The sequence below is a fragment of the Streptomyces albicerus genome (genome assembly GCF_008905045.1).
GTDB lineage: Bacteria > Actinomycetota > Actinomycetes > Streptomycetales > Streptomycetaceae > Streptomyces > Streptomyces albicerus.
The window spans coordinates 77282-93979 of record NZ_VWMY01000039.1 but is presented as its reverse complement, the minus strand read 5'-3'; the positions used below and the strand labels follow the sequence as shown (position 1 = coordinate 93979).

The window sequence follows — 16698 nt, the reverse complement described above, 5'->3', positions numbered from 1 at the left end:
ATCTCGTGCCGCCGGGGGCCCGTCAGTTACGCCCCCGCCCTACGCGGTCACGGACGCGCGGTGAACCGCCCGTTGGGTCGCTTGTGCAGCCGACCGCGGTCGGCGAGCTTGGTCATCTTCGCCCGCAGCGGCTCCAGCTTGCCGCGCACCGAAGCGTCCAGGCCCAGCCGTTCGCCGACCGCCCTGACCTGCACCGGGCCGTCGGCGGCCCGCACGATCACCAGTATTGCGGTAGTTGCCGGGCAGGGCGGCCTCGTCGGGAGTCTCACTGCGGTGCGGGATCAGCAGGGTGCCCGGCCCGCCACCCGGGCGGGAGTCGGGGCGACGGCCACGGCCCGGTCCTGCTCGGCCAGACAGTTCAGGACCCGCTCGGCGACTATGAGTTCCTCCCGCTCGGCCCGGACCTCATGTAGCTGCTTGGCCAACTCCTCAGCGAGCGTGTCCAGTTCACTCCGGCGAGCCGTGATCCGCTCCAGTTCCTGCATTCCCACGCCCTCTCCGCGCTCTCCCGGCGTACCGGCCCGGTGACGGATCGTAAGAGCCGCATGGCGGGCGGCGCAGCCGAACCCGACAACGCCTCCGGCCGACAGGTCAGACGATCTTCACCGTGGACACCGGCCAACGACCAGCATGAGTACCCTGCCCGCTCCTCATACCAGACCCGTGACCTGCGAACTTCACGTTGCACGGGCCTCAGTGCACACGGGAGTCCCACGGGTATTGCTGGAGTTGGTCGGTGAGGTCCTTCCTGGCCTTTGCCTGCCGTCCTCGGCGCATGAGCGTGTCAGCGCGCTTGAGCGCCGAGGATCCGTCTGCTCGGCAGATTTCTCTGAGGCGGAGGGCTCGGCAGGGCCGTGCGGCTGGACAAGGCCGGGGGCATCGATGCTCAGGATGTGACAGAGCGTCCAGGGGACCGCGATCCGTCGGCTGGGAGCGTTCTCCCCGTGAGTGGCCGTCGCAGATGAGGGGAGTCCAGAGGGCAGTAGCAGCCGCTCCCGGCGGAATCGTTGTCCCAAGGTGTCGCCTTGTTCTTCATACTTCTTTTGGAGGTCCCGTTCGTACGCGTGGAACCCGGGCAGTCCGCCGCCCCGGCGTTCACCGAGTTCCATGTTCATCATCGCCACGGGGACGTCGGCGCAGGGTTCTTCGAACTAGGACAGGATCGCCTGGACGGCTGTCGGCATGCTGCCGATGGACCAGGTGATGGTCCAGTGGATGAAGCCCAGTGTCTTGGCGAGTGCGGCCAGGCCGGACAGCCAATCGTCGACCGTGGTCGCCTCAGGCGCCCGGTCGATGGCATTCCACCCGGCAGCAGACACTGCGGTGACGTGCCGGGACGCTGGCTGACGACAGCGGGCCCGACCTTGGCCACGTCGTTCAATGGTCGGGCGTGGGGTTGGCGAACTCGCGCCATCACTGGGCGTCGGGTTGCGCACCCGCCAGATGAAGCCGCGACCAGGCCGGTAGGGTCATCAGGATGGGTGATTCCACGGGGGACGGCACGAACGACGAGGAGCCGTGGGATGCCGCAGCAGCGCTGGTACGGGCCGCGCAGGACGGGGACGCGCTGGCAATGGACGATCTGCTCGCCCTGGTGACCCCGTACGTGACGCGCTTGTGCCGTCCGATCGCTCCGGTCGACTGGGCGGACGCGGTTCAGGAGTCGCTGCTGGCGGTCTTCAGGGGATTGCGGGGACTGCGTGATCCGCAGGCATTCTATGGATGGGTGCGCACCGTCACCGTTCGCGAGGCAGTGCGTCAGGCGCGGCGCACCGAGGTCGAGCAGGCGGCCGATCCCGATGACGTCGCGCGGTTGGCAGGGCTGCTGTCCGACGATGGCGGGGAGCTGTCCGCACAGGTGCGGGATGTGCTCTCGCGGTTGCCGGTCCAGCACCGTGCGGTACTGGTGTTGCGCGAGTTGGAGGGACTTGATGAACGCAGCGCGGCCGAACTGCTTCAAGTCGCTCCCGGCACGGTCAAGTCCCGCCTGCACCGCGCACGTTCCTCGTTCCGGAAGGCGTGGTCGCGATGAGCAGTGATCCGGTGGCGCGGCTGCGGGTGGTGGCCACGGGGCTACGGGCCGCAATGTACGCCGAGGAACGGATCGACCTGCCGTACGACCGGGTGTGGGGGATCGCTGCGGATTTGGAGCGTGAGCTGCCACACCTGGTCCCCTTCCTCCGGGAATTCCGCGTCCCGCCGGGCGACAGCGACCGCAAGGCGGCTTTGGCGGTGGGGACACTGGGCGTGCGCGAAACCTTCGAGGTCCGCCTGGCGCCCGGATGGTGCCTGATGCAGTCGCGACTGGTGGTGGGCGGTATGGCCGCCGTGGCGGAGGACGGTGGGACGCGCTTCGCAGTGCTCGCTGCGACACGTCCCGCCATCTTGCAACCGGTCCAGTGGATGTACGGCGGCCTGCTCGGGGAACGCCGCAGCCGGGCCTTCATTCGCACGATCGCGCAGCGGGCCGCGCTGCGTTAGGAGCGTGGGTCGGTAACGGTGGTTCGAAGAGGTAGGCCGGTCATTGATGAGGCTTCCTGATTTCACGGCCAGAGCTGCTGTTGCTCCTCAGACACCTTGATCAACGCACTGGTCGATGCCGGACTGGAACTGACCGGCATCGACGAACCCGCCCCCAGGACAGCCGCACTCGCAGCCCGTCCCGAACTGGCCGAGCACCTCAGACGTCCCCCGATCCTGATACTCGCCGCCCGCCGGACAGCACCATGAATGCCAATGATCCTCACCAGGCAATTTGGCTTGTCGATGGTCTTGGTGCCTGCGGTGACGAGGTCGAAGTAATGGCGGTAGAGGTTGAGTTCGCGGACGCGGGCTGTTGTCTTGTTCATGGGGCGGGAACGCTCCAGGGCTCTGGTCGGGTGATGTGATCAGGCGGCCGACCTCGGCTGCGGAGTCCGAGTGGAAGAGAAGATGTGACGGGGGTCGGACAGCAGGGTCTGGGGCTTGGCCAGCAGTTGGTCGCGTATTCGGTTGCGGCGCCGGGCCACTGCCGGGCGTCGAGCATCCAGTCGACGGCCCTCCGGGCCAGGGGGCGTAGCCTTTGCAGATCAGGGACTTGGAGAGTTTCGCGCCGGTGTCAGCGACGACCTGATCAGTAGGTGGCGGACGCGGTCCGCTGCCGTTTCCGCTCCACCAGAGCAACACCACGAGACATGAGCACAGCCACCATCGTGAAAGTCGGGGGAACCTTTCGACCTCGGCCCGACTCCTGGCTTGTCGATGCGAACCAGTCGCGGTCCGCACCGACACAAGAGGAGCTCTTGATGGCAGCGAGCACGATCGCTTCTGACAGGCCACTTCCACAGGACGAAGGGGTCGAGCACCGATGGGTGGATGTGCGTGGAATCCGGCTGCACGTTGCCGAATACGGCACCGGCCAACCGATCCTGATGCTGCACGGATTCCCGCAGCACTGGTTCGCCTGGCACAAGGTCGCCGCCCTGGTCGCGGCCGGTCACCGCCTCATCTGTCCGGACCTGCGCGGGTTCGGCTGGTCCGAACAGACGCGTCGCGGCTACGACATGGACAGCCTGGCCGAAGACATGCTCACGCTGCTCGATGCGCTCGGCCTGGACCGCGTGGGTCTCGTCGGACACGACTGGGGTGCCCACCTCGGTTTCCGTCTGTGCCTGCGGGAGCCGGAGAGGTTCCGCGGCTTCCTGGCCCTCAACATGGCCCATCCGTGGTCCCGTCAGAGGGCGATACTGCCGAATCTCTGGCGGATGTGGTTCACCGCCTTCATCGAGTACCCGGTGATCGGCCGCTTCGTGCTCCGTCACTGGTCTGCCTTCACGCGCTTTCTGCTGCGGCATCAGGTCGCTGACCGGTCGGCCTGGCAGGAGGCGGAACTTGAGGAGTTCACCGCCGCAACAAGCGCCAGTGCGCACGCCGGGCAGGCCCTGTTCTGGCAATACGTGCTACGGGACGTCCCTGCCCTGGTGCGCGGCACCTGGCGCCGCCATCGGCTGACCGTTCCCACGGTCCTCCTCGGTGGAGAACGCGACAACGTGATCGCACCGTCGCTGCTGGCCGGAGCGGAGCGTTACGCCGACGACCTGACCGTACGACTCGTGCCTGCCGTGGGCCACTACCTGCCGCAGGAACGCCCCGAGGTGGTCGCCGAGGCCCTGCAGAAGCTGTTCACCGGTCGGTCCTAGGGCTTCTCTTTCGGATCTTGTTGGGTCAGCGCGCGGATGCCCCAGTCCCCCGTGAGGCTGGAGAGGGATGCCCGGCGTCGCCCGGCAGGATCCGAAGGGAAGGTCTGGGGTCCTGTCCGGCGGTTCAGGCGAGGCCGTATTCCGATGGCCACCTCGCCAGCAATGTTTCTAGGGTCAGTGGAATGACACACAACCTTGTGGATCCGGCGACGATCACGACGGAGATGGCCGTGCAGATTCGCACGTGGCGAGTCGATGAGGACTTCAGCTGGCGCGCCGTGGCCCAGGCCGCTTCCGAACTCTGGGGCTCCGAATACGGCAGCAACCAGCTCTACGGCGAAGACCTCTGCGCGGCCGCCGCGCAGGTGCTGGGCGAGAATCCCTACCAGGAACCCTGGAATTGACACCCGTCAGGTCCTTCCTTCGGGTCAGCGGGTGGACCACATGAGGATGCCGGCGATGTGGAGTCCGGCTCGGAAGACGGTGGCGGTCTTCTCGTAGCGAGTGGCCAGGCCGCGCCTGTTCTTCAGGCGGTTGATGCAGCGTTCGACGGTGTTGCGCCGCTTTCTACGCCTCGCGATCGAAGGCGGGTGGACGGCCACCCTGGCGGCCCTTGCGCCTGCGGTTGGCGATTTGGTCGGCGGGCGGTGGAATTACCGCCCGGATTCCGCGTCGGCGCAGGTGCTCGCGGATGGCCCGGGATGAGTAGGCCCGGTCCGCCAGGACACCTTCGGGCCGGGTGCGCGGCCGACCGATTGTCCTGGGCGCGCGCAGGGCGGCCATAACGTGCTCGAAAGCGGGGGCGTCGCCCGCTTGACCGGGGGTGAGGACAAAACACAACGGGCGCCAGCGGCTGTCTGCGGCAAGGTGGATCTTCGTGGTCAGCCCGCCGCGGGAGCGTCCGATCGCGTGATGGGCGGGCTCGCCGACCAGAGCCCCTTTTTGAGGGCCCCGGCGGCATTCTGGTGCGCGCGCACGATCGTGGAGTCGACCGTGACCAGGACGAGCCGGGCCGCCGCGCCGGATTCGCCCTGCAACCGCACGGGCCCGTTCGGAGTCGTGATCACGTGGCTGGGAAATGAATGGACGGGCTGTTGCTCGGGCTTGTAGCTTGCAATGGACCGTGACACCGCCCGAGGAGGTGAGACCCATGAACGCTGTAGCGATGTGGGTGCTCCCCCTTCCTGTCATGGCCGGCGACTGACGTAGGTGTCGCCGGGAGCGCCTCGCCAACAAGGCACTCCCGAAAGGCAACACCTATGCACTCTCCGCAGTTCACCGCTGAGCCGTCGTCGAACAACACGGTCGAGCGCGACTTCACCGTGGGCGAAGTCCCCGAACTCCGGTCATCGGCCTCCGGCGCCGATCGCGCGCCCCTCATGTTCGACGTGATCATTGCCGGGTGCGGGCCGACTGGCGCGGTGCTGGCCGCCGAACTCCGGCTGCACGATGTGCGGGTACTCGTTCTGGAGAAGGAAACCGAGCCCGTGTCGTTCGTCCGCATCGTCGGTCTGCACATTCGCAGTCTCGAGCTGATGGCAATGCGCGGACTGCTGGATCGCATTCGCGAACACGGAAGGCAGCGTCCGGCCGCCGGTTTCTTCGCCGCCATCAACAAACCCGCGCCCCAGGGCCTGGATTCCGCGTACGCCTATCTGTTGGGCATCCCGCAGCCGGTCATCGTCCACCTGCTCAAAGAGCATGCGATCCAACTGGGTGCGCAGGTCCGGCGCGGTTGTGCGGTGGCCGCTTTCGAGCAGGACGACGAGGGAGTGACCGTCGAGCTGGCCGACGGCGAACAACTGCGTTCGCGCTATCTCGTCGGCTGTGACGGCAGCCGCAGTACGGTGCGCAAACTGCTCGGCGTCGGCTTCCCCGGCGAGCCCTCGCGGACCGAGACGCTGATGGGCGAGATGGAAATGAGTGTGCCGCAGGAGGAGATCGCCGCCAAGGTGACCGAAATCCGCGAAACCCATCAGCGATTCTGGCTCCGGCCCTTCGGCGAAGGGGTCTACAGCGTCGTAGTCCCCGCCGCGGGAGTCAGCGACCGCGCGGAACCGCCCACTCTCGAGGATTTCAAACGACAGTTGTGCGCCGTCGCCGGAACCGATTTCGGCGTGCACTCCCCGCGTTGGTTGTCCCGCTTCGGGGATGCCACCCGGCTTGCCGAACGTTATCGGATCGGGCGGGTGCTGCTGGCCGGCGATGCGGCACACATCCATCCACCCATCGGCGGGCAGGGCCTCAACCTGGGCGTTCAGGACGCGTTCAACCTCGGCTGGAAACTGGCCGCACAGATCCGCGGCTGGGCGCCGGGAACACTGCTGGACACCTACCACGCCGAACGTCATCCGGTCGCCGAGGACGTCCTGGACAACACCCGCGCCCAGATGGAACTGCAGTCCACCGAACCGGGCCCGCAGGCCGTGCGCAGGCTGCTCACCGAACTGATGGACTTCGACGAGGTGAATCGCTATCTGATCGAGAAGATCACCGCGATCGGCATCCGCTACGACTTCGGCGAAGGCCCCGACCTGCTCGGCCACCGCCTGCGCGACATCGAGGTGAAACAGGGCCACCTCTACGGTCTGCTGCATCGCGGCCGCGGCCTGCTGCTGGACCGCACCGAACGCCTGACCGTCGGCGGCTGGTCAGACCGCGTCGATTACCTCGCGGATCCCACTGCGGTACTGGATGTTCCGTGCGTCCTGCTACGCCCCGACGGCCACGTCGCCTGGATCGGCGACGATCAGCAGGACCTGGACGCCCACCTCTCCCGCTGGTTCGGCAATCCCGCCAACTGATTTCGCCTGAGCAACCGAAAGGCCCGTGAGGAGGATCCAACGGCCAGTAGCAACTGACCATCGGAAGACTGGAGGCAGCATCAGCCGTGGTGCTCTGGCGCCAGGGTCGGCCTACGAGGAGGGGTCGGCCTCCGAGTGACGACCGGAAGAGGCGGAAGAGCACCGCGGAGTGGATCGGCGAAGACGGCCGTGCGTTCGTCCAACGGCCGTCTGCCGAACATGAACGACGAGGCCACCTCGGCGCCCCAACTGCCCGTTTCGGCCGTTCATTTTCCCGTTCGCGGACCTCATCGTGTCCCGGCGGCCGTCCGGACGGTGATGTCCGCCGGGGTGCGGGAGCGCGGAACGGCGGAGGCCGACGCGAGGTCGAGCCGCTTGTCCATGTCGAGGCGGAAGGTTCCGTACGGGTTGCAGGCTCGCTCGAACAGGTATGGGCCGCGGCGTATTGGCGCAGGTCAGATCGTCACACCCGGCGGCAGAACCTTCATGCGGGCCCGCGCACGGCGTTCGGGCCGGGCATGCTGCGCTGCCAAGCGCGCCTGCCGAAGGAAGTGCTTGAACCCCATCGGCCTCTCCCGGTCAGAGAGTTGAGGCAATCCGTGGACGAGCTCTTCCCCGTGGACGCGGTGTCGGCTGCTGCCGCACCGCGCTCCCTGACGGCGCCGGGTGAACGGCTCGGTCTGCGGCTGCGGTCCGACCTGTCCGTGTACCAGGTGGCCGACGCCTGTTCGGTGACCGAGGCCACCTTCCGCGCCTGGGAAAGCGGCGCCACCACCTCGCGCGGCCACAACGCCGACGTCTACCGGCATCGCTGGAGGGACTGCGCGCCCGGCTCACCCAGACTCCCGCGCCCCCGTATCCGGCCGCCACCGCACCGGACTGGCCCGCCCTGGGCGGCCTCCACCGGGAGATTCCTTCCCGGGCCGACACCGACCAGCCGTGCCGGCGCTGTCGGCACACCGCCGTCCGGCACGGTGTCCACATCGGCACCACCGCCGAGACGCGCGCGGAGTTCACAGGGTCATAGGACCCGCCGTCTACGGCCCAGCCACGTCTGGGCCACGACCACGCCGGCGAGAAAGGCGCCGCTGACGACCTGCTGGTAGGCGGAGTCGAGGGAGCCGATCTGGTTGATGATGTTCTGGATCACCTTCAGCAGGAGCACGCCGACCAGCGAACCGCTGACGAAGCCGAAACCGCCGGAGAGCAGGGTGCCGCCGATGACGACTGCCGCGATGGCTTCCAGTTCCATGCCCGACCCGAGGATGGTCACGCCCGACACCAGCCAGGCGGCGTTGAGCGCGCCCGCGAGGCCGGCGCACAGGCCGGACAGGGTGTACACGGCGATCTTCGTTCGTGCCACCGGGGCACCCATCAAGGCCGCCGCGTCCTCGTTGCCGCCGACCGCGTACACGTACTGTCCGAACCTGGTGCGTCGCAGCACGACGGCTCCGAGCACGAACAGTGCCATCGTGATCCACACCGGCACACCGACCCCGAGCAGTGAGCCCTGGCCGAGTGTCGCGAAGAACGAGTCCTTGTCCACGAGATACGTCCGTGAGCCCTCGTCGGTGATCGCCAGAAGGATGCCGCGCGCACCGAGCATGGCGGCGAGGGTGACGATGAACGGGGCCAGTCCTGACCGGGCGATGAGCACTCCGTTGACCAGGCCGATCAGTCCGCACACCATGAGCGGGAGCAGGAGGGCCACCGTCGTGCCGTGCTGCGAGCCCCAGGCCGCCACGACTCCACCGAGGGCGAAGAGCGAGCCGACCGAGAGATCGATCCCGCCGGTGACGATGACGAACGTCATGCCGAGTGCGACCACGGCGAGGAAGGCCGAGGACAGCGCCATGTTCTCGAGGTTGTCGCCGGTCAGAAAGGTGTCGAAGCTCAACGATGCCACGACCATGGCCACCAGGAGGGTGACGAGGGCCCCGTGCTGCTGGGCGAGGGCGCTGACGCGTTCGGCGCGGCTCGGTGAGCCGTCCTCCTCGGTGCTCCGGCGGACGGTGTCGGGCTGCGTGTCGGTTTCCGTGGTCTCGGTGGTCATCGCTTCCCCCGTTCGCGGGCCGCGTAGACGGCGCCGACGATCACCACGGCCTGGGCGATCTGCGTCCACGACGGCGGAAGGTCGTGCTTGACGAGCGTGGTGGTCAGCAACTGGATGAGGACGGCGCCGGCGATCGTGCCGCCGATGCGGACCCGTCCCCCGGACAGAGGGGTGCCGCCGACGACCACGGCGGTGATCGCCGACAGTTCCATGAGAGTGCCCAGCGAGGTGGGGTCGCTGGCTGTCAGCCGGGCGGTGGCGAGGACACCCGCGATCGCGGCCAGGGCGCCGGAGCAGATGTACACCACGATGAGGACCCGGCGGACGGGCAGGCCGGCGAGGCGGGCCGCCGGCCGGCTGTCGCCGATGGCGAGCAGTTGCCGCCCGAATGTGGTGCGGCGCACCACGAAGGCCACCAGCAGGGCCAGGGCGGCGGCGATGAGGACGAGATACGGGATGCCCAGCAGGTCGCCGGAGCCGAGTGCCGCCATGCCCGGGTCGCGTACGTCCTTGAGCTGGGGGAGCAGTACCAGGGCGAGTCCGCGTCCGGCGACCATGAGGGCGAGCGTGGCGACGATGGGCTGGACGCCGAGGAAGGCGATCAGTGTTCCGTTCGCGAGCCCGACCAGGATGCCGCCTGCCACCGCCACGAGTGCTGCGGCCCACGGACCGTAGCCGAGGTACAGGGACAGCAGCGAGGTGGACAGGGCCATCACGGAGCCCACCGACAGGTCGACGCCCTCAGTGCCGATCGCCAGCGCCATGCCCAGGGCGACGATGAGGACCGGTGCGACCTGGACGGCCTGGGTGCGGAAGTTCTCCGCGGAGACGAAGTGCGGGGTGAGGGCGACGTTGAAGAGCAGGAGTGCGACGACGCCCGCGTAGACGCCGTACTCCCGCAGCAGGCGCAGCAGCCGGTCGCGGTCCACTGGTCCGCGTGCGAGCGTCAGATCAGTCATGGTGAGTCCCGGCGGGTTCGGCCGCGATGGCTCGTATCAGCGCGTCCTCGGTGACGGCGTCGCCGGTCAGCTCGTCCACGACCGCACCGTCCTTGAGTACGACGATGCGGTCGCTGCCCTCGATCAGCTCCTCGGTGTCGGAGGAGATCAGGAGTACGGCGAGTCCGTCGTCGGCGAGTTCGTCGATGAGGGCCTGTACTTCCGCTTTGGCCCCGACGTCGATCCCCCGCGTCGGCTCGTCCAGCAGCAGTACCTTCGGGTGCAGGGCGAGCCAGCGGGCCAGAAGAACCTTCTGCTGGTTGCCGCCGGAGAGTTCGCCCACCTTCTGGTGCGGGCCGGCGGACTTGATGTGCAGCCGCCTCACGAAGGTGTCGACGATCCGGTCGATGCGGGCGTCGTCCACCAGCCCGAACCGCGACAGTGCGGGAAGGGCGGCGAGCGCGATGTTCTCCCGTACCGACAGCCCGGGGACGATGCCTTCGGCCTTGCGGTCCTCCGGGAGCATGCTGATGCCGGCGCGGATCGCGGCCGGTGGGGAGCCGGTGCGCACGGGGGCGCCCCCGACCGAGACTCGGCCCGAGCTTGTTGCCAGCGCTCCGGCGACAGCTCTGGCCGTCTCGCTGCGGCCCGAGCCGAGCAGCCCGCCCAGGCCCACCACTTCGCCCGGGCGGATGGACAGCGACACATCCTGCAACTGGTGGCGGACCGTCAGCCCCTCTGCTCGCAGTACGGGTTCGGCTGACATGTGGTGAGAGCCGGTGAACCGGGTCAGGCCCTCGCTGCGGACCTCGCCGATCTCCCGGCCCAGCATGAGCGAGACCAGACGCAGGCGTTCGAGGTCGGCGAGGCGGCCGGTGTGCACCACGTGCCCGTCGCGCAGCACGGTGACCGCGTCGCAGATCTCGTACAGCTCGTCCATGCGGTGGCTGACGTAGACCACGGCGATGCCGCGCTCGCGCAGCGCGCGGATCACGTCGAACAGGGTGCGCACCTCGCGTGGTTCGAGAGACGAGGTGGGCTCGTCCATGATCGCCACCCGTGCGTCGACGGCGACCGCACGCGCGAGAGCCACCATCTGCTGGGCCCCGACGCCGAGTTCGCGCAGCGGACGGCGCACGTCGACCCGGATGCCCAGGCCGCACAGCGCCTCGTCCGCCTCCCGGTGCATGCGCCGGAAGTCGATCAGACCGAGCCGGCCGCGGGGTTCGCGGCCGAGGAGGAGATTGCGGGCCACGCTCATCAGCGGGACGAGGTTGACCTCCTGGTAGATGGTGGAGATGCCCGCCTGCTGGGCCTGCAGGGGCGTGGTGAAGCGGACCGGCGTGCCGTCGTGGACGATCTCGCCCGCGTCCGGCTGGTAGACGCCGGTGAGAACTTTGATCAGGGTCGACTTGCCCGCGCCGTTCTCGCCGACGAGGGCGTGGACTTCCCCTGCGCGGGCCGTGAAGTCCACGTCGGACAGTGCCTTCACACCGGGGAAGACCTTGCACACGCCGGTGACCGAGAGCATGTCAGTACGCCTTGCCGAGGTCCGACTGGGCGTTGGCTTTGGTGTACGCGCTGTCCTTGATAACGATGTCCTGCGCCACTTCGCCGCCCCGGGTGAAGGTGTCGAGTGTCTGGAAGGCGAGCGGTCCGAAGCGCGGGTTGGACTCGATGACGCCGTGGATCCAGCCGTCGACGATGCCCTGCACGGCGTTGCGTGTGCCGTCGATGGTCACGATCTTCACGTCACCGGGCTTCTTGCCCGCGCCCTTGAGGGCGTTGACGGCGCCGAGGCCCATCTCGTCGTTCTCGGCGTAGACGCCCTTGATCCCGGGCTTGGACTGGATGAGGTTCTCGGTGACCGACTGGCCCTTCTCGCGGGCGAATTCGCCCGTCTGCTGGAACACCACCTTGAGGCCGGGTGCCTTTTCCTTGATCCGGTCAGTGAAGCCCTTGGTGCGTTCCGTCGTGACGTTGTTGCCCGCCGCGCCGAGCAGGATGGCGATCTCGCCCGTGCCTCCGGTCGCTTGGATCATCTGGTCGGCGGCCCGTTTGCCCTGTTCCACGAAGTCGGAGCCGATGAAGCTCACATAGTCCTTGCAGGCGGTGGCGTTGATCTTGCGGTCCACCGTGACGATCGGGATGTGCTTGGCCGCCGCCGTGCGCAGGACCGGTTCCCAGCCGTCCGAGTTGAGCGGCGCGATGACGAGCAGGTCGGCACCCTTGGCGATGAGGTCCTGGACGTCGCTGATCTGCTTGGAGAACTGCGATTGGGCGTTGGCGGTGAGGAGCTCGACGCCGCGCTTGCGCGCTTCCGCCTTGATCGAGGCGGTCTCGGCGATCCGGAAGGGATTGGCCTCCTTCTCGGACTGGGAGAAGCCGACGGTGGCGCTCTCGAGGTCGAGCTTCTTGCCCCCGTACGCGTCGAGTGTGCAGGCGGGCCCGGATCCGGTGCTCGGCGAGGCGACCTGCTGGCCGGAGTCGCCCTGCTGCGCGGCGGCCTTGTCGCTGGTAGAGGAGTCCTCGGATTTGGAGCATCCGGTCAGGGCCAGGCTCGTGAGGAGGCCGGTGGCGAGGAGGGTCCGTGCGGAGGTACGACGGAGAAGTGCGGTGGGCTTCATGACAGTCCCCAAACGGCGCGGCCCCGGCGCTGAGAGCGCTCCCGGGGAGTTCGGCACTTGCGGTCAACACGGCGTGCACGTCGTTCAGGGGAGGTTTTTACATCGTTGGAAGCGGGGCTGTAAACCCTTCCGTCCGAAATCTCGGCCCAATGGTCCGGACCGTCGTCAGCGACGGCCGAGCGTGCTCTCCCGCTCCACCAGCCGGAATTCCGCGGTGAGTTCACGCCCTCCGGGCTCCTGACGGCCCGACAGGCTGCGCAACAGCGAGGCCACCGCAAGGCGGGCGATCGCCTGCTTGTCCGGCGAGATCGTGGTCAGTGAGACGGCTCCGAAACGGCCCTCGGTGATGTCGTCGAAGCCCACCACGGCAACGTCCCACGGCACCCTGAGCCCGCGCTCGTGCAGCACCCGCATGGCACCGATCGCGATGAGGTCGTTGTAGGCGAAGACGGCGTCGGGCCGCACGCCCGCGTCCAGCAATCGGGCCATGGCCCGGGATCCGTCGTCCCGGTCCCACCCGCCGACGGGCACGACCAGATCGTCCGTGGCCGGCAGGTCCGCCGCCGTCAACTCCGCCCGCCAGCCGTCGAGTCGCAGGTGCGCCGGGCGGTTCGCGGAGTCCGTGCGGGCGCCGAGGTAGGCGATCCGGGTCCGGCCTCGGTCGAGCAGGTGGCGCACCGCCGTCCGCGCGGCGGCCACGTTGTCGATCGCGATGTGGTCGAAGGGCAGGTCGTACTCGCGCTCGCCGAGCAGCACCAGCGGCACGTCGTCGGCGCGGCCGCGCAGGTCCTCGGCCTCCAGCTCCAGCGGACTGAGGATGAGCCCGTCGATCACCCGGGCCCGGAAACCCTGGCTCACCAGCAGCTCCTGCTCCCGGTCGCCGCGCGTGTGGTCGAGCAGGACCGTGAACTCGTGCTGGGCGGCCGCGTCGATCACCGCGCCCGCGAGTTCGGCGAAGTAGGGGTTGCCGAGCTCGGGAACGGCGAGCGCGATGATGCCGGTACGGCCCTTGCGCAGATGACGCGCTGTGAGGTTCGGCCGGTAGCCGAGTTCGTCGATGGCCTCCTGCACCCGGGCGCGCATCACCGGTGTGACGTGCGGATAGTTGTTCACGACGTTGGAAACGGTCTTGATCGAGACGCCGGCCCGTTCGGCAACGTCCTTCAGGCTGACCCGCAAGGGATCTCCTCGGCATCGGTGGCGGCTCCGCGGTCGGAGCTTTGTCATGAACCTGGACAGCGGCCGGGAGCCGTGCTCTCATGCCAACTGCCTCTGCTTCCAACGTTGTACAGACTGAAGCACCGAGCCGCCACCCTTCCTCAACCAAGGAGGATTCGTGCGCATCAGATCGTTCAGATCGTTCAGAAACCACCTCGCCCTGTTCCTCGCGGCAGTGCTGGGTGCCGCGGGACTGGCCGCCGCACCTGCCGCGACGGCCGCGGAGGATCCCCCCGAGGTCCACGGCCTCAAGGGCGAGTACTACACCCAGTCCGCTCCCGGCGCCTTCGACTTCCACGAGCTCAAGGCCACCGGCTTCGACCCGCAGCTCGACTTCGACAACCTGGAGCCCCGTCTGCGTTCGGCTACCGGCCGGTCGGACGATGTCAGCGTCCGCTGGACCGGCCGGATCGTGCCGGAGAAGACCGGCCCCACCACCTTCTCCGTCATCGGAGACAACGGCTTCCGCCTCTGGGTGGACGGGAAGCTCGCCATCGACCACTGGGTCGACGACTGGGATCGCGAACAGGTCGGCGAACCCGTGGAGTTGACCGCCGGCAAGGCCTACGACATCAAGATCGAGTACTTCGAGCACTACGGAGGGTCCAACCTCCACGTGCGCTGGACACCGCCCGGCGGCACCAAGACCGCCATCCCGCAGAAGGCCTTCCTGCTGCCCGAGGGCTACGACTACAACGGGGCCATCGCCACCACCGTCCTCAAGGACGGCCGCACACTCCGGCTCGACTTCGCCCAGGCACTCGCGGCACCCCAGGCCGCCCTCACCGACCATCTGGATGCCGTGATCGGTGGCGCCACCTGGCCGCTCGGCCGGGCGCGGCTGAATCCGGCCGACTCCAGATCGCTGCTGGTCGCCCTCAAGGAACCCGTCGTCGGCAACAAGACCGGCACCGCGCGTGGCACCGCCGACGTGCGCTACGACGGATCCGGCGGCCTCACCGGCCAGGACGGCAACGTTGTCAAGGCCTTCTGGAGCAGCGGCGCCAACCACTCGACCCACCAACTGCGCACCCGGTGGGCCGACGACGTCACCCCGGCCAACGCCCACCGTGAGTACCCGAGGCCCCAACTCACCCGCACTGACTGGAAGAACCTCAACGGCACCTGGCAGTTCGCCGCGGCCCAGGCGGGGGAGCAGCCCCCGGTGGGCCGGAACCTCGCCGAGAAGATCCTCGTCCCGTACCCCGTCGAGTCTCAGCTGTCGGGCATCGAGCGGCACGAGGACCGGATGTGGTACCGGCGCACCTTCACCGTCCCGGCCGACTGGAAGATCGGCTCCGGCAAACGCCTGCAGCTCAACTTCGGCGCGGTCGACTGGCGCTCCGAGGTGTACGTCAACGGCACCAAGGTCGCCGAACACAAGGGCGGCTACGACAAGTTCGGCGCCGACATCACCGACGCGTTGAAACCCGGCCGCACCCAGGAACTCATCGTCGGCGTCCACGACCCGACCGACTCGGCGACCGGCGAGAACCCGCCACTCGGCAAACAGCGCCTCGACCCCAGCGGCATCTGGTACACACCGTCCTCCGGCATCTGGCAGACCGTGTGGATGGAACCCGTCGCCGCCGACCACGTCGACTCGCTGAAGCTCACCCCGGACGCCGGCGCCGACACCCTCACCGTCGAACCGCAGGGCGTGCGCACCGGACTCGCGGTCACCGCGATCGCGTACGACGGCAAGCGGCGGGTCGCCACCGCCGCCGGCCGCACCGGCAGCCCCCTGACCCTGAAGATCCCCGACGCACACCTCTGGTCGCCGGACGACCCGTTCCTGTACGACCTCAAGGTCACCGTCGGCACCGACCGCGTCAGCAGCTACTTCGGCATGCGGTCCATCGCCGTCGAGAAGGTGAACGGCACCCCGCGCACCGTCCTCAACGGCGAGCCGGTCTTCATGATGGCCACCCTCGACCAGGGCTTCTGGCCGGACGGCCTGCACACCGCCCCGAGCGACCAGGCCCTGGCCTACGACCTGAAGATGCACAAGGCCATGGGCTTCAACTCGGTGCGCAAGCACATCAAGGTCGAACCCGACCGCTGGTTCTACTGGGCCGACCGGCTCGGCCTGCTGGTGTGGCAGGACATGCCGTCCATGACGGCGGGCGTGAACCCGAGCGCGTCGGCCCGCACCGAGTACGAGCGCGAGATGAAGCAGATGATCGACGAGCACATCAGCAGTCCGTCGATCGTCATGTGGGTCACCTTCAACGAAGGGTGGGGCCAGTACGACGTGGGCCGCATCGCCGAACAGGCGAAAGCCTGGGACCCGACCCGCCTGGTCAACAACCAGTCGGGCCTCAACCTGGGCGCGGACGGCGGCACCGGCGACATCATGGACGAACACGGCTACCCGAGCCCCGCGCTGCCACCGCACCCGGACGGCAAGCGGGCCCTGGTCAGCGGCGAGTACGGCGGCCTCGGCCTGGCCGTACCCGGACACGCCTGGTCGGTGCAGCAGTCCTACGTCGATGTCGACCCGGCCACATACACCGACGACTACCTCACCAAACTCGCCGAGGTGCACGCCCTGGCCTGCAAGGGCGGCAACGGCGCGGTGTACACCCAGATCGCGGACGTCGAGGGCGAGCTCAACGGGCTGATCACATACGACCGCAAGGTCGTCAAGCCCGATGTCCGGCGACTCATGGCGGCCCACCAGGCACTGATCGACAACGCCTCGCGGGCGACTCCCGCCGGCTGCCCCTGACCCCGAGCCGCCCGGCGAACGGCACCCCGCCGCTCGCCGGGCGGTCCCGGTTCCCTCCCACAGCACCACCGTCCCAGGAAGCGCCGATGACCGTGCTGACACAGGACGGGGCGGGGCTCATGGTCCTGGGCGCCCCGACGCGACCTCCC

Annotated in this window: 16 protein-coding genes and 1 pseudogene; 6 read left to right on the top strand and 11 right to left on the bottom strand. The window is 68.4% G+C overall.

Annotation, left to right across the window (positions count from 1 at the left end; all coding sequences use genetic code 11):
* Window positions 1-47 precede the first annotated feature (47 nt).
* The 3 genes from GAS53_RS56750 to GAS53_RS55425 form a co-directional block, all read right to left on the bottom strand.
* Window positions 48-215, bottom strand: a complete 168-nt coding sequence (locus tag GAS53_RS56750) for a hypothetical protein (protein ID WP_225859224.1) — start codon at window positions 213-215, stop codon at window positions 48-50.
* Window positions 216-281: 66 nt separating this feature from the next.
* Complete coding sequence (locus GAS53_RS56745) at window positions 282-491, bottom strand: hypothetical protein (protein ID WP_225859223.1); 210 nt, start codon at window positions 489-491, stop codon at window positions 282-284.
* Between the two features lie 660 nt (window positions 492-1151).
* Window positions 1152-1319: a hypothetical protein gene (locus tag GAS53_RS55425; RefSeq protein ID WP_192583374.1), complete on the bottom strand. Its 168-nt coding sequence runs from the start codon at window positions 1317-1319 to the stop codon at window positions 1152-1154.
* 158 nt (window positions 1320-1477) lie between these two features.
* Here GAS53_RS55425 and GAS53_RS32420 point away from each other — a divergent pair, with 158 nt between their 5' ends.
* Both GAS53_RS32420 and GAS53_RS32415 read left to right on the top strand, forming a co-directional pair.
* The gene (locus GAS53_RS32420; RefSeq protein WP_151481282.1) at window positions 1478-2032 is read left to right on the top strand and encodes an RNA polymerase sigma factor; all 555 of its coding nucleotides are present in this window, start codon (window positions 1478-1480) and stop codon (window positions 2030-2032) included.
* Window positions 2029-2481, top strand: coding sequence for a hypothetical protein (locus tag GAS53_RS32415; RefSeq protein WP_151481281.1), 453 nt, complete (start codon window positions 2029-2031; stop codon window positions 2479-2481). The genes GAS53_RS32420 and GAS53_RS32415 overlap by 4 nt, the downstream gene beginning before the upstream one ends.
* Window positions 2482-2543: 62 nt before the next feature.
* On the opposite strand, the gene GAS53_RS56740 is transcribed toward GAS53_RS32415, so the two are convergent.
* The gene (locus tag GAS53_RS56740; RefSeq protein ID WP_225859222.1) at window positions 2544-2849 is read right to left on the bottom strand and encodes a hypothetical protein; all 306 of its coding nucleotides are present in this window, start codon (window positions 2847-2849) and stop codon (window positions 2544-2546) included.
* A 435-nt stretch (window positions 2850-3284) separates the two neighbouring features.
* On the opposite strand from GAS53_RS56740, the gene GAS53_RS32405 reads away from it, so the two are divergent.
* On the top strand, window positions 3285-4178 hold the full coding sequence (locus GAS53_RS32405; protein WP_192583373.1) for an alpha/beta fold hydrolase: 894 nt from the start codon (window positions 3285-3287) through the stop codon (window positions 4176-4178).
* Window positions 4179-4360: 182 nt separating this feature from the next.
* Entirely contained in the window at window positions 4361-4582 is a 222-nt protein-coding gene (locus GAS53_RS32400) for a hypothetical protein (RefSeq protein WP_151481279.1), read from the top strand.
* A 24-nt stretch (window positions 4583-4606) separates the two neighbouring features.
* Here GAS53_RS32400 and GAS53_RS56730 read toward each other — a convergent pair.
* Both GAS53_RS56730 and GAS53_RS56725 read right to left on the bottom strand, forming a co-directional pair.
* A pseudogene (locus tag GAS53_RS56730) lies at window positions 4607-5084 on the bottom strand (IS5 family transposase); the annotation flags it as partial.
* Window positions 5060-5245 (bottom strand): hypothetical protein, encoded by a 186-nt coding sequence (locus GAS53_RS56725; protein ID WP_225859230.1) that lies wholly within the window; start codon window positions 5243-5245, stop codon window positions 5060-5062. The pseudogene GAS53_RS56730 and the gene GAS53_RS56725, both read right to left, overlap by 25 nt.
* 192 nt (window positions 5246-5437) lie before the next feature.
* Between GAS53_RS56725 and rox the strand changes: the two genes are divergently transcribed.
* Window positions 5438-6982, top strand: a complete 1545-nt coding sequence (gene rox / locus GAS53_RS32385) for a rifampin monooxygenase (protein WP_151481276.1) — start codon at window positions 5438-5440, stop codon at window positions 6980-6982.
* A gap of 1021 nt (window positions 6983-8003) precedes the next feature.
* Here the strand turns inward: rox and GAS53_RS32380 are convergent.
* The 5 genes from GAS53_RS32380 to GAS53_RS32360 all read right to left on the bottom strand — a co-directional run bounded on the left by GAS53_RS32380 (window position 8004) and on the right by GAS53_RS32360 (window position 13779).
* Window positions 8004-9035, bottom strand: coding sequence for an ABC transporter permease (locus tag GAS53_RS32380; protein ID WP_151481275.1), 1032 nt, complete (start codon window positions 9033-9035; stop codon window positions 8004-8006).
* The gene (locus tag GAS53_RS32375) at window positions 9032-9994 is read right to left on the bottom strand and encodes an ABC transporter permease (RefSeq protein ID WP_151481274.1); all 963 of its coding nucleotides are present in this window, start codon (window positions 9992-9994) and stop codon (window positions 9032-9034) included. Before GAS53_RS32375 ends, GAS53_RS32380 begins: the two co-directional genes overlap by 4 nt.
* Entirely contained in the window at window positions 9987-11504 is a 1518-nt protein-coding gene (locus tag GAS53_RS32370; RefSeq protein WP_151481273.1) for a sugar ABC transporter ATP-binding protein, read from the bottom strand. The genes GAS53_RS32375 and GAS53_RS32370 overlap by 8 nt, the downstream gene beginning before the upstream one ends.
* Before the next feature lies 1 nt (window position 11505).
* Window positions 11506-12600 (bottom strand): ABC transporter substrate-binding protein, encoded by a 1095-nt coding sequence (locus GAS53_RS32365; RefSeq protein ID WP_151481272.1) that lies wholly within the window; start codon window positions 12598-12600, stop codon window positions 11506-11508.
* 165 nt (window positions 12601-12765) lie between these two features.
* A complete protein-coding gene (locus GAS53_RS32360) occupies window positions 12766-13779 on the bottom strand; it encodes a LacI family DNA-binding transcriptional regulator (RefSeq protein WP_151481271.1) in 1014 nt (337 codons plus the stop codon).
* Window positions 13780-13936: 157 nt separating this feature from the next.
* Here GAS53_RS32360 and GAS53_RS32355 point away from each other — a divergent pair, with 157 nt between their 5' ends.
* A complete protein-coding gene (locus GAS53_RS32355) occupies window positions 13937-16549 on the top strand; it encodes a PA14 domain-containing protein (protein WP_404829337.1) in 2613 nt (870 codons plus the stop codon).
* Window positions 16550-16698: the final 149 nt, after the last annotated feature.

Coding starts and splice junctions, on each gene's coding strand:
- GAS53_RS32420 (WP_151481282.1), top strand. CDS start 1,478: ATGGGTGATTCCACGGGGGACGGCACGAACGACGAGGAGCCGTGGGAT.
- GAS53_RS32415 (WP_151481281.1), top strand. CDS start 2,029: ATGAGCAGTGATCCGGTGGCGCGGCTGCGGGTGGTGGCCACGGGGCTA.
- GAS53_RS56740 (WP_225859222.1), bottom strand. CDS start 2,849: ATGAACAAGACAACAGCCCGCGTCCGCGAACTCAACCTCTACCGCCAT.
- GAS53_RS32405 (WP_192583373.1), top strand. CDS start 3,285: ATGGCAGCGAGCACGATCGCTTCTGACAGGCCACTTCCACAGGACGAA.
- GAS53_RS32400 (WP_151481279.1), top strand. CDS start 4,361: ATGACACACAACCTTGTGGATCCGGCGACGATCACGACGGAGATGGCC.
- rox (WP_151481276.1), top strand. CDS start 5,438: ATGCACTCTCCGCAGTTCACCGCTGAGCCGTCGTCGAACAACACGGTC.
- GAS53_RS32380 (WP_151481275.1), bottom strand. CDS start 9,035: ATGACCACCGAGACCACGGAAACCGACACGCAGCCCGACACCGTCCGC.
- GAS53_RS32375 (WP_151481274.1), bottom strand. CDS start 9,994: ATGACTGATCTGACGCTCGCACGCGGACCAGTGGACCGCGACCGGCTG.
- GAS53_RS32370 (WP_151481273.1), bottom strand. CDS start 11,504: ATGCTCTCGGTCACCGGCGTGTGCAAGGTCTTCCCCGGTGTGAAGGCA.
- GAS53_RS32365 (WP_151481272.1), bottom strand. CDS start 12,600: ATGAAGCCCACCGCACTTCTCCGTCGTACCTCCGCACGGACCCTCCTC.